The sequence below is a fragment of the Streptomyces sp. 150FB genome (assembly GCF_000818195.1).
GTDB lineage: Bacteria > Actinomycetota > Actinomycetes > Streptomycetales > Streptomycetaceae > Streptomyces.
In genome coordinates this window covers 9,604,353-9,615,695 of sequence record NZ_JTHL01000001.1, presented here as the reverse complement: position 1 = coordinate 9,615,695, position 11,343 = coordinate 9,604,353, and the positions used below count along the sequence as shown (strand labels likewise).

Genomic DNA, 11,343 nt, shown 5'->3' with positions numbered 1-11,343 from the left:
GTCGCCGCTCTGCATCGGGTCGCCGCTCACGTCGTCCACCGCCTCAGCGTGGGGGCGGTCGCGCCCGCGCCGGCCGCGTCGGCTGCCGCCGTCTCGTCGACCACGCCCAGATAGCGGCGCCGGACCTCGTCCGACGCGGCCAGCTCGGCCGCGTCTCCTTCGAGGGTCACCTCGCCGACCTCCAGGACGTACGCCGTCGAGGCGAGCCGCAGGGCGATCGCCGCGTTCTGCTCCACCAACAGGACCGATGTACCGGTGGCGTTGATCTCCTGAACCGTCTCCGCGATCCGCGCGGCCATCAGCGGGGCGAGCCCCAGCGACGGCTCGTCCAGCAGCAGCAGTTTCGGCCGGGCCATCAACGCCCGTCCCAACGCGAGCATTTGCTGCTCGCCGCCGGAGAGGAGCCCCGCCCGCTGGTGCGCGCGGTCCGCGAGGACGGGGAACAGTTCCCGTACCCGTGCCAGCGTCCCCGCGGCCTCCTTGCGGCCGCCCCGCGCCCCGAGGGCGCCCGCCCGGAGGTTGTCCGCGACCGTCATCCGGGCGAACACCTGCCGCCCCTCGGGCACCTGGACAACCCCGGCGGCCACCACCCGGGCCGGCGCGAGCCCGTCCAGCGGGCGGCCGTCGAACCGGACCGTGCCCGTGCCCGCCCTCCCCCGGTGGAAGCCCAGGGTGCGTGAAATGGCACGCAGCAGCGTGGACTTGCCCGCGCCGTTGCCACCGAGCACGGCGACGATCCGGCCGGGCGGCACGTCGAGGGAGACCTCGCGCAGCGCCCGCACCGGACCGTAACCGACCGACAGCGCACGCACTTCGAGCGCGGTCATCCCTGGGCCTCCGTTCCTCCGGGCCACCCGAGGGGGGCGGCCGTCCGTGCGGAGCCACACCTCAACACCGGGCGCGGGCACCGTCCACGACGCCGGGCACAATCGCTGCCGATGACCAGCGGCGCACCGCCCCCGTTGTGCACGCGCACAACGCCGGACGACCGTTCGGAAGGTCTTCGGCCCAAGGGCTGTCCCGCGGGGGCGGTCGATGGCATCCTCACCAGCCATGGGTGGTCACAGAGCGCGTACGGATCGTGAGTGGTCCGTTCTGGAGAGCGCCTCACGCGCGCTGCTGGATCGCGTACCACGCCTCACCGACCATCTGATCGAGGAACTGCGCGCGCATTCGCTGCAGTTCGACCTCGCCGTACCGCGCGACGAGCACTGGCAGCAGATCGACCGGGCCATGCGGTACGGCATCGAGGCGATCACCGCGCCGCGTTCGGCACCCCGGCCCGACCTGGAGTACGCCAGGGCGCTGGGCCGGCGCCGGGCCGAACAGGGCCTGGCGCTCGACCTCCTCCTGCACGCCTACCGGCACGCGGGCTACCTGGTCTGGGACGAGCTGCTGCGGATCGTCGGTGAACAGGCCCCCGCGGACCTGCCGTTACTGGTGCACACGGCGTCCCACATGTGGTCGGGGGTGGACCTCCAGGCGACCGCCGTCGCGGAGGCGTACCGGACGACGGAGCGGGAGATGCAGCGGCGCAGTGACGAACGGGTGCAGGCGTTACTGGACGCGCTGTTGGAGGGCCGGGCCACTCCGGGCCTCGCGGCCCGTGCGGCGGCGGGGCTCGACCTGCCGGAGCAGGGGCGGTACGCGGTGGTCGTGGCCCGGGTCGAACGGCAGGGCGGGCGGGAGCCGTTCGAGCGGATCACCGCCGCGGAGGGCATGCGGTTCTTCTGGCGGATGCGGGCCGACTGCGAGATCGCGGTGGTGGCGCTGGAACCGGACACGGGCCTCACGGAGCTGGTCGAGGCGCTGGGCCGGCCCTGTCCGGGGCCCGGTGGGATCAGTCCGGTGGTGGAGAGCCTCACGGAGCTGGGCCTCGCGCGGAGGCTGGCCGAGACGGCGCTGCAGACGATCGCCCCGGGCGGCCAGCAGATGGTCCGTCTGGACGCCTGCCTGCCCACGGCGTTGGTGGTCAGCCAGCCGGAGCTGGCCGCCCGGCTGATCGCGGACGTCTTCGGCTCGCTGCTCGAACTGGACCCGTCCGACCGGGCCGTCCTGCTGGAAACGCTGGACGCCTGGCTGGAGTACGGGGGTTCGGCGGGGCGGGCGGCCACCCGGCTGTACTGCCACCGCAACACGGTGTTCAACCGGCTGCGCCGGCTGGAACAGCTCACGTCCCGGTCGCTGTCCCGGCCCCGGGACCTGATCGAGATGACCCTGGCCCTGGACGCGTTCCGGCTGACCCCGGGCTGACGACCGGTCGGCCGCCCCCGTCCCGCGGCGGCCGGCCGACCTCGGCTGACCACCGGTCGTGACCTGGGCGGGGTGGCGACCGGCCGCCACCCCGCCGGGGTCTCAGCGGCGGGCCATGGAGAGCTGGAACGCCTTGTGGAGCGGCTTGTTGAGTGGGAAGTCCTGCTCGCCCAGGAACTCGGCGGCCTCGCCTCCCGTACCCGCCTTGAAGTGCGGCATTCCGAGCAGGTGGGCGACAAGGCGTACTCGTCACGCCAGAACAGTTCCCACCCGCGCAAACGTGGGATCAAGGCGGTCATCCCCGAGAAGATGGATCAGGCCGCTCACCGCAAGAACCGCGGCTCACGCGGCGGACGGCCCGTTACCTGGGACAAGGAACCGCACAAACTCCGCAACAGCGTCCGGCGGTCGAACGCACCATCAACAAGATCAAAAACTGGTGCGGCCTCACCGTCCGCCACGACAATGTGAATGCACGTTGCGTGTAGCGTCACCGGTTCGCTCAGCCTTCTCCCCCACCCATGCCGGCGCTTGCACCCACGATCGCCACCGCCTGCCCGCTCACCCGCACGCGCGGGGACGTGGCGGAGGCCTCGACCCGAAGCAGGCTGGGCCGACCGAGATCCTCACCCTGGCGGATGGTGAAGGCACCGGAGGACGGGAGGGCGCCGAGGGCGCGCAGGTAGCCACCGAAGGCGGCGGCCGCGGCGCCGGTGGCCGGATCCTCGACGACACCACCGATGGGGAAGGGGTCGCGGGCGTGGAAGAGCTCCTGAGCCTCACGCCAGACCAGTTGGAGCGTGGTCCAGCCGTGACGGTGCATCACCTCGGCCAGAGCGTCGAAGTCGTAGTCGAGGGCCGCGAGACGCTCGCGGGTGGCCACGGCCAGAACCAGGTGCTCGTTTCCGCCGAAGGCGACGTGCGGCGGCAGTGCCGGGTCAAGGTCCTCCGGGGACCAGCGCAGAGCCGCAAGTGAGGCGTTCACCTCCGCGTCGCTCGCCGGTCGGGATCGGGTGGGGACGCTGGTGAGCGTCGCCGTCACGAAACCTCCGGGCTCCGCTGAGGTGTCCAAGGCGATCTCACCTGCCTGCGTGTCGAAGACGAGCGGGCCGGGGCCGATCCGCTCGGCCAGGGCGACCGCGGTGGCGACGGTCGCGTGACCGCAGAAGGCGACCTCGGCAAGCGGGCTGAAGTAGCGCAGCCGGAACCGGCGCGCCGCGTGATCTGCGGCGGTGACGAACGCGGTTTCCGAGTAGCCGACTTCGGCGGAGGTCGCGAGCATGGCGGCATCGTCCAGTGCGGCCGCGTCGAGCACGATGCCGGCCGGGTTGCCGCCGGCGGGGTCGGTGGTGAAGGCGGTGTAGCGCAGGGTCTCGGGGCGTGTCCTCAGGCTCATGCCCTTACCGTGGCACTGCCCCGGCATCCGTACAAACGATGGGTTTCGATCGAGTCCATCGCAGTATCCGATGGCAACGGCTATCGTCGGCGACATGGACACCCGGCTGCTGCGCACCTTCGCCACCGTCGCCCGCACCGAGAACCTGACTGCCGCCGCGGAGCGCCTGCACCTCGTCCAGTCCACCGTGACCGCCCACGTACAGGCGTTGGAGAAGGAGTTCGACCTGCGCCTGTTCGACCGGCTGCCGCGCGGGGTGGTACTCACCAGCGCCGGACGCGAGGTGCTGGCGCGGGCCGAGGCGGTGCTGGAGGCCGAGTCCCAACTGCGGGCGGTCGCCGCCTCGGCAGGTGGCACGGGCGGTCCGGTGACCGGACGTGTGGTGCTCTCGGCCGGCGAGACATTGGTGTCCGCGCGGCTCCCGGGGGTCATCGCCGCGCTGCGGCGCAGCCACCCCGGGATCGAGGTGGACCTGCGCACGATGGGGACCGCGGCCGCCGTCGCCGCGCTCCGCACCGGCGAGCTGGACCTGGCTCTGCTGCTGGAGGACAAGGCGGCTTTCCGCGACATCGAGTGCTCGCCGCTGGCCCACGAGCCGCTCGTGCTGGTCTGCTCTTCCGAGCACCCCGTCGCCGCCCGCAGCGGCACGGACTCGCCGACCGACTGGGCGGAGCTGGCCCGCGAGGACTACTTCCTGCACGAGCAGGGCTGTTCGTACAGCGACCGCTTCGTCGAGCGGCTGCTCGCCGCCGCCCAGGGCGCGCCGCCCCGGATCACGCGCTTCGGCAGTCTGGAGGCCGCCAGATCCTGTGTGGCAGCAGGCCTCGGCCTCAGCCTGCTGGCCCGCGCCAATGTCGCAGACGCGGTCGCGGCGGGCCGCCTGAGGCAGGTGCCCGGCCCGCGGTTCCCCGACGTCACCGTCCAACTGGCCCGCCACCGCCGGCGCTGGCTCTCCCCCACGGCGGCCGCGCTCATCGCTGAGCTGCCGCACCACTTCCCGCACTGAGCGCAGGTGCGCCGACGGACAGCGAGCCCAGCCGCGCGCCCGGGTCCGCCGGGGACTCATCGCGCAGTTGACGCCGTCCGCGCGCATCCACGTCATGCGGGCCTGCCGCCCGCGAGCCGTCCGGCATCGCGCCGTACGGGACGGTGGCCGGACCTCTCGTCAGCGTCTCCGACGGCACCTCCCGGGCCTGGTGCCCTCCAGGTCATCCGTTCGACAGGGGGCAACAGTCATGCCGGGCCCGGAGACCAGCGGCCCTCCCGCAGGACCGGGGAAACAACGGGCGCTGAGGCGCCTCGCGCAAATAAGGTGGCCCGGTGGCGTCGATCAAGAAGTTCCAAGTCACCTTCGACTGCGCGGAACCTGAGCGCCTCGCTCGTTTCTGGTGCGAGGTGTTGGGATACGTCGTACCTCCGCCACCGGAAGGATTTGCCACTTGGGGCGATTTCAAGCGCTCGCTGCCACCTGAGAAGCAGGACGCGTGGTTTGCCCGCAGTGATCCCTCAGGCGTGGGCCCGCGACTGTACTTCCAGCGCGTCCCCGAAGGGAAGGCCGCCAAGAACCGGCTGCATCTTGACGTGCGGGTCGGCACCGGACTCGTGGGTGAAGAGCGCATCGCCGCACTTGAAGCCGAATGTGCACGACTGGTCCCGCTCGGCGCGGTACACGTGCGAACGCTCTATGACGGCCATGACTCGTGCATCCCGATGCAGGACATCGAGGGCAACGAGTTCTGCATCGACTGAGGCCGCGAACATGTTCTCCCGGATCGGCTGAGTCGGACTGGCGGGATCGTCCGTCGTGGTCGCCGCAGGTACCACGTCCGGCCGTGGCGGCCCGCTGCCCTCCGCCTGGCCCGGAGTCGAGGTGGTCAGATCCGCCAGTTGTCGCGGCGGAACATGAGCGAGGCCAGCACGGTGGGTTCGGCCCGCGCCCGCGCCGCTCCGTCCAGCAGTTTCGCCCGCGGGGTCGTGATCATGCGGCCCCGCTCCGGTCACTTCGGCAGATCGGCGGCGAGGAAGGGAGCAAGGAGCGCGAACAACGCGTCGGGGCGGTCGAGGGGGATGATGTGGCCGCAGTCCTGGAGATGGTGTCCGACGAGGTCATCGGTGATGGGGCGGAGTTGGCGTTCGAGCCCGGTGCCGACGGGGTGAGAGCCGACGGCCATGGTGGGCATGGTCAGCCGAGCCGTCGCGACGGCGTCCTGGATCTGCTGCCCACTGGTGGGCAGGGCCCGGTAGTAGGAGAACGCGCAGCGCAGGGCCTCACTCCCGGTGAACGCCTGGACGAAGGCGGCACGGATGTCGTCGGGTACTCCTCTCCCGAGCGTCCCCGCGTCGAGGAACCAGTCGATGTACGGGGCCTCGTTGCCGGCCAGGACGGTCTCCGCGAGGCCGGGGACGGTGTGGAAACCGAACCACCACGGGGTGCCGCCCGCGATGACGTGCTCCGCTCCGGGCAGGCGGCCGAGCAGTGCCTCCATCACGACCAGACGCCGGACGAGGCCGGGCCGGCGCAGCGCGAGCAGGACGGCGGGGGCGGTGCCCGCGTCGATGCCGACCACCGCTGCCGAGGGCTCGCCGAGTGCGTCGAGCAGCCCTTCGGCGTCGGCGGCGAGGGTGCTTGCGTCGTAACCCCCGACGGGACGTGAGCTGGCACCGAAGCCTCGCAGGTCCGGGGCGATGACCCGGTACCGGCCGGCGAGTCGGCCCATGATGCCGCTCCAGAGTTGCCAGGTGTGCGGGAAGCCGTGCAGCAGGAGAACCGCGGGTCCGTCCCCGGCGATTGCGACGTTGAGTTGGACGCCGTTCGTAGCGATGCGGCGCAGGTGGTGTGCGGTGGTGACGGGCATGACGGCTCCTCCGTGGTTACCATTGGTGACCACAGAACGATAGGTAACTGTCCGATCGCTTCCTAGACGGCACTTTCAGGGAAGGTGGTGAGCCACAGGTGACCACTCGAGGAGCCCGGGCAACCGGTGGTGGGGTACGCGGCGATCTGTTCGATCCCCGTTGCCCGACGCGGCAGTTGCTGGACCGCATCGGTACGAAGTGGACGTCCATGGCCGTCAAGACGCTCGCCGATGCCGCACCGGACGAGGTGCGCTTCGCTGAGCTGAGACGCCGGATGCCCGGCGTCTCACAGAAGATGCTGTCCGTGACGCTGCGAAGCCTGACCCGCGACGGGTTGGTGTCGCGCCGGGTCGAACCGACCGTGCCGCCGCGGGTCTTCTACCGACTCACCGCAGTCGGGCTGTCCCTGGAAGGCGCGCTTGCCGGACTGCGGACCTGGGCGGAGGAGCACATGGCCGAGATCGACCGCGCCAACGAAGCCGCCGACCAGGAAGCGGATGAGAGGTAGGCAGGCCCGAGACCCCATACCCCCTTCGTTCGTGCGGTGACCTGCTCCGGTGACCGGCCGTCGTTCTCGGTGGCGTCGATCACCAGCCCGGTCCGCACCAGGTTGGCCAGCTCGATCGCCGCCCCGTAGCGAGCCACGAACGCTGCTTCGTCGGGCGGACCAGGCCGTCCGCGGGCATCTGACCTCGGCGGGAGAGCGCTGAGTTCGGGACAGTCACCGCTCCCGAACGGCATAGGTCACATGCGTCACGCTCGGGGAGGACTCCGCACGGACCTGCTCCAGGGCCACGCGGCTCGCGTCCACGCCCTCGAACAGGCGGATTCCGGAGCCGAACAGCACGGGCGAGAGCGCGATCGAGAACTCGTCGATCAGGCCGTCGTTCACGTACTCCAGGATCGTCGTGCCGCCGCCCGCGATGCGCACGTCGCGATCGCCGGCGGCCTCGCGGGCCTGGTCGAAGGCGGACTCGATGCCGTCGTTGACGAAGTGGAAGGTGGTCCCGCCCGGGCCGCTCCAGGGGGCACGCTTCTCGTGCGTCACGACGAGGACCGGGGTGCGGAACGGCGCCTCCTCCGGTCACATCTGCTCGCCGGCGTCGAACATACGCTTGCCCATCACGCTCGCGCCGGTGCGCTCGGACGTCTCCCGCACGATGTCGTTGTCGCGCCCCTCCTGGCCATCAGCCCTCGGCCCCCTTCCGAACGATCTCGGTGACATACGTGGCCAGGTTGCTCAGAGTCTGCCGGCCGCCCTCGACCGCGTGGTACTTCTCGACCGCCTCGTCGCGCAGCTCCTTGGTGGGGAACAGCGTGCGCATCACGATCCTGGTCGCCGCGCCGTCGGGCTCGAACGTCAGGACCGACTCGAAGGCGTTCGGGTCACCGCTGGACTCACCGTGCAGCAGCGCGATCCGTTCCGGCGCGGCGAGCTCGGTCCAGGTGATCCACTCTTGGTAGTCCGTCCCGTCCGGTCCGTGCATCACGAAGTCCCACTCCCCGCCGACGCGGAACTCGAACGCCCGCGTGGTGGTGGTGAACCCTTCCGGTCCCCACCATCGCGACAGGTGCCGGACGTCGGTGAACGCCTCGAACACCAGCTCCCGTGGGGCGTCGATGATCCGGGAGATGAGGATCTCGCGTTCGGCTGTCGCCGACCGCGCCGGCGTTCCTTGTTCTGTCGTACTCATCAGCTACTCCGCTTTCCTTGTCTGCTTCAGGTCCTGCACGTAGGTGTCCAGTCGGTCGAAGCTCTCGTTCCAGAACTGCTCGAAACCGCCGGTCCACTCGTGGACGGGCCGCAGCCCGCCGGCGTCAAGGCCGTACAGGCGCTGCTTGCCTGCCTTGCGGTCGCGCACCAGCCCGACCTCCCGAAGCACCCGCAGGTGTTTGGACGCCCCCGGCTGGGTCATGCCCAGCTCCTGGGCCAACTCGGTCACCGACCGCTCACCCGCCCGCAGCAGTACCAGGATCTCCCGGCGCTGCGGCTCGGCGATCGCGTTGAAGACGTCCGACGTCGTCGCTGCTCGTGCCATGGGAAAATCATATGCCGATATCGGCATGCGTCAAGAAAGGAAATCAGACGGGTCATGTCGGAGGGACCATCGTCCGCCCGGTCGTGGAGAAACCGCTCGCCCGCACGCACGCCACCGACCTGCGACGGCCCTGCGAGAAGCCCGCCGAGCCGAACAAACCGAAACCCGCCCGCGTCCGCGGAGGGTTCAGGAACCGGTACGAGCGACGCTCCCGGTCAACAGTCGCCCGCCGAGCAGTACGGCGCAGGCCCCGATGGTCAGCAGGCCGCCGGCCAGGAAGGCGCCGCGCACGTTGTCGAGCGACAGGACCAGACCGCCGAGCGCGGCGCCCGCCGCGATGCCGGCGTTGTAGGCACCGGAGTTCGCCGCGAGTGCCATATCCGTGCGGCCCGGTGCACAATGCAGCATCGCGTTCTGGGTGGTCATGAACACCGGCCCGAGTGCACCGCCCATCAGCACCAGGAACACCACAGCCGCCACCGGGTCGGTGCCGGCCGCGTACAGGCCGAGCATGCCAACCGCCTGCGTGGCTACGGCGGTGGCCGGCGCGCCGTACGGAAAGCGGTCCAGCAGCACTCCGGTGATGCTCACGCCGACCAGGCACCCGACACCGAAGACCACGAACAGGACGGTGACCGTGCCCGGCGGGAACCCGCTCACGTCGCCCAGGAACTTCGTGATGTAGGTAAATCCCGCGAACGCCCCAGTAGCGGAGAGGGTCCCGGCCGCCAGCACGATCCCGAACCGGCGGGCGTCGGGACTGCTTCCGTAGGCGGCGCGCTCCTCTTCCGGACGCGAGGTCGGCAACAGAACGGCGATCGTCACAAGAGAGACGAGCCCCAGACCCGCCAGTGTGGCGACCGGCACCTGCCAGTCGGTCTGCCGGCCCAGCCAGGTCCCGGCGGGGACACCGAGTACGAGGGCGAGCGAACCGGCGACGGACAGCGCCCCCACTACACGTCCTCTGACCTCGGGCGCGAACAGGCCCACCGCGACCGGCCCCATCACGGCCCAGAACAGCGCCTGGGCGAGCGCGGTCAGCAGCCGCGACCCCAGGAGCAGCCAGTAGGAGGCGGCCAGTGCCGCGACCAGACTGGACACGACGAGCGCGGCCAGCAGTCCCGTGAGCACATGACGGCGGGGCACGGCCCGCATGACGTGGGCGAGCGGCAGAGACGTCACGGCGACCGTCACACCGTAGCCGGTGACCAGGAGGCCGACCGCTGACACTGAGACCCGTAGGCTTTCGGAGATGATCTCCAGGAGGCCGACCGGCAGGTTCTCCGCAGTGTTGAAGGTGAAGGCGGCCAACATCAGGGCCCCGAGCACTGCCGATTTGTGCCATGCGGCCGGTTGTGCCGTACCCCCATGGTCTCTTCCTGGCCTCGCCCCTTGCGCCTGCTCCGTCGCACCTTCCATGGACGTACTTCAGCGGGCGCACCAGGCCCCCTGCAACTGAATTCATCTGCCACGTGGGACGGATGCTCAAGGGGTCAAGCACGGCGCATGTGGATTACCGATTTCCCTTGGTTCGAACCCACTCGTCCCCGTGAACGTGGCGAGTACGGCGAGTGCCGCGTCCTCCGCCTTGCCACCGTTGCCATGTGGGTGCGGTTCAGCCAGTTACTGGCGGGGGCCTCAGTGCCGCGCCGGCGCCGGCACCGAGGCCCCCGCACACTCGCTGCCGGCCGTCCGCGCACCGCGTCGCGTTCCAGAGCCCTGACGTGGACGGAGTCCAGGACCGCACGGGACAGGTCAAGTCACACCGGGAGTGCGGTCCGGTTCCGGATGATCAGGTGGTGCCGCGCATCCGGATTCAGGGAACGAGGTGGCCCGCGGCGCGGAACAGTTCGTACCACTCGGCCCGGGTGAGGCGAAGTTCGGAGCCCTGGGCGGCGCCCGCGACGCGCTCCGGGTTGGTGGTGCCGAGCACGACCTGCATCTGGGCGGGGTGGCGGGTGATCCAGGCAGTCGCGATCGCGATGGCCGGGACGTCGTACTGGCCGGCGAGGCGGTCAATGACGGCGTTGAGCTCGGGGTAGTCCGGCGAGCCGAGGAAGACACCCGTGAAGAAACCGGCCTGGAAGGGGGACCACGCCTGGATGGTGATGTCGTTCAGGCGGCAGTAGTCGACGATCCCTCCGCCGTCGAGGGTGACCGACTGCTGCTCGGCGAGCATGTTCGCAGCGACCCCTTGAGCGATGATCGGCCCGTGTGTGATCGAGAGCTGAAGCTGGTTGGCCACGATGGGCTGACGTACGTACTTGCGCAGCAGGTCGATCTGGCGTGGGGTCTGGTTCGAGACACCGAAGGCGCGCACCTTGCCCGAGGATTCGAGCTCGTCGAAGGCGCGGGCGACCTCTTCGGGCTCGACAAGCGCGTCGGGGCGGTGCAGCAGCAGGATGTCGATGCGGTCGGTCCGCAGAGCCGCGAGTGAGGCCTCGACCGATTCGACGATGTGCTCGTAGGAGAAGTCGTAGTACGGGCCGTCCGTGACGATTCCCGCCTTGGTCTGGATCGTGATCTCGTCGCGCTGCGACGGGCTCAGCGCCATCGCGTCGGCGAAGCGGCGTTCACAGTCGTGCAGCTCGCGGCCGTAGACGTCGGCGTGGTCGACGAAGTCGATGCCCGCGTCGCGCGCGGTGCGGACGAGTTCGCGGACCTCGTCGTCGGTCTTGTCGGCGATACGCATCAGGCCGAGCACGACGTTCGGGGCGATGATGTCGGTGCCGGGCATGGTGAAGGTCTTCACGACGGTTTTCCTTTCAGATGTGCAGGTCTGCACAGTACAAGCGGACC

12 protein-coding genes and 2 pseudogenes are annotated in these 11,343 nt (G+C 70.3%); 5 read left to right on the top strand and 9 right to left on the bottom strand.

Features of this window, described 5'->3' with window-relative positions; genetic code table 11:
* Positions 1–26 precede the first annotated feature (26 nt).
* On the bottom strand, positions 27–827 hold the full coding sequence (locus QR77_RS41045) for an ABC transporter ATP-binding protein (RefSeq protein WP_040026968.1): 801 nt from the start codon (positions 825–827) through the stop codon (positions 27–29).
* A gap of 226 nt (positions 828–1,053) precedes the next feature.
* Between QR77_RS41045 and QR77_RS41040 the strand changes: the two genes are divergently transcribed.
* Positions 1,054–2,253 (top strand): helix-turn-helix domain-containing protein, encoded by a 1,200-nt coding sequence (locus tag QR77_RS41040; RefSeq protein WP_040026967.1) that lies wholly within the window; start codon positions 1,054–1,056, stop codon positions 2,251–2,253.
* Positions 2,254–2,355: 102 nt separating this feature from the next.
* Here QR77_RS41040 and QR77_RS50125 read toward each other — a convergent pair.
* Positions 2,356–2,484 (bottom strand): annotated as a pseudogene (locus tag QR77_RS50125) (peptidoglycan bridge formation protein FemAB); the annotation flags it as partial.
* A 3-nt stretch (positions 2,485–2,487) separates the two neighbouring features.
* Here QR77_RS50125 and QR77_RS47985 point away from each other — a divergent pair.
* Positions 2,488–2,717: pseudogene (locus QR77_RS47985) on the top strand (IS5/IS1182 family transposase); the annotation flags it as partial.
* A 38-nt stretch (positions 2,718–2,755) separates the two neighbouring features.
* Here QR77_RS47985 and QR77_RS41035 read toward each other — a convergent pair.
* Positions 2,756–3,649 carry a PhzF family phenazine biosynthesis isomerase gene (locus tag QR77_RS41035; RefSeq protein WP_040026966.1) on the bottom strand — a complete coding sequence of 298 codons (894 nt, stop codon included), beginning with the start codon at positions 3,647–3,649 and terminating at the stop codon, positions 2,756–2,758.
* Positions 3,650–3,743: 94 nt separating this feature from the next.
* Here QR77_RS41035 and QR77_RS41030 point away from each other — a divergent pair, with 94 nt between their 5' ends.
* Together QR77_RS41030 and QR77_RS41025 are read left to right on the top strand one after the other, a co-directional pair.
* Positions 3,744–4,655 carry a LysR family transcriptional regulator gene (locus tag QR77_RS41030; RefSeq protein ID WP_040029576.1) on the top strand — a complete coding sequence of 304 codons (912 nt, stop codon included), beginning with the start codon at positions 3,744–3,746 and terminating at the stop codon, positions 4,653–4,655.
* A 314-nt stretch (positions 4,656–4,969) separates the two neighbouring features.
* Positions 4,970–5,398, top strand: a complete 429-nt coding sequence (locus QR77_RS41025; protein WP_040026965.1) for a VOC family protein — start codon at positions 4,970–4,972, stop codon at positions 5,396–5,398.
* Positions 5,399–5,646: 248 nt separating this feature from the next.
* Here QR77_RS41025 and QR77_RS41020 read toward each other — a convergent pair whose 3' ends face one another.
* Positions 5,647–6,504 carry an alpha/beta hydrolase gene (locus tag QR77_RS41020; RefSeq protein ID WP_040026964.1) on the bottom strand — a complete coding sequence of 286 codons (858 nt, stop codon included), beginning with the start codon at positions 6,502–6,504 and terminating at the stop codon, positions 5,647–5,649.
* 98 nt (positions 6,505–6,602) lie between these two features.
* Between QR77_RS41020 and QR77_RS41015 the strand changes: the two genes are divergently transcribed.
* Positions 6,603–7,013 carry a helix-turn-helix domain-containing protein gene (locus tag QR77_RS41015; protein WP_040026962.1) on the top strand — a complete coding sequence of 137 codons (411 nt, stop codon included), beginning with the start codon at positions 6,603–6,605 and terminating at the stop codon, positions 7,011–7,013.
* 213 nt (positions 7,014–7,226) lie between these two features.
* On the opposite strand, the gene QR77_RS49650 is transcribed toward QR77_RS41015, so the two are convergent.
* From QR77_RS49650 to QR77_RS40990, 5 genes are all read right to left on the bottom strand, one after another.
* The gene (locus QR77_RS49650) at positions 7,227–7,553 is read right to left on the bottom strand and encodes a dihydrofolate reductase family protein (protein ID WP_236711031.1); all 327 of its coding nucleotides are present in this window, start codon (positions 7,551–7,553) and stop codon (positions 7,227–7,229) included.
* Positions 7,554–7,692: 139 nt separating this feature from the next.
* Positions 7,693–8,199 carry an SRPBCC family protein gene (locus QR77_RS41005; protein ID WP_040026961.1) on the bottom strand — a complete coding sequence of 169 codons (507 nt, stop codon included), beginning with the start codon at positions 8,197–8,199 and terminating at the stop codon, positions 7,693–7,695.
* Positions 8,200–8,202: 3 nt separating this feature from the next.
* Positions 8,203–8,544, bottom strand: a complete 342-nt coding sequence (locus QR77_RS41000; RefSeq protein ID WP_040026960.1) for a metalloregulator ArsR/SmtB family transcription factor — start codon at positions 8,542–8,544, stop codon at positions 8,203–8,205.
* A gap of 186 nt (positions 8,545–8,730) precedes the next feature.
* Positions 8,731–9,858 carry an MFS transporter gene (locus QR77_RS40995; protein ID WP_201778910.1) on the bottom strand — a complete coding sequence of 376 codons (1,128 nt, stop codon included), beginning with the start codon at positions 9,856–9,858 and terminating at the stop codon, positions 8,731–8,733.
* Between the two features lie 502 nt (positions 9,859–10,360).
* Positions 10,361–11,296 carry an aldo/keto reductase gene (locus QR77_RS40990; protein ID WP_040026959.1) on the bottom strand — a complete coding sequence of 312 codons (936 nt, stop codon included), beginning with the start codon at positions 11,294–11,296 and terminating at the stop codon, positions 10,361–10,363.
* Positions 11,297–11,343: the final 47 nt, after the last annotated feature.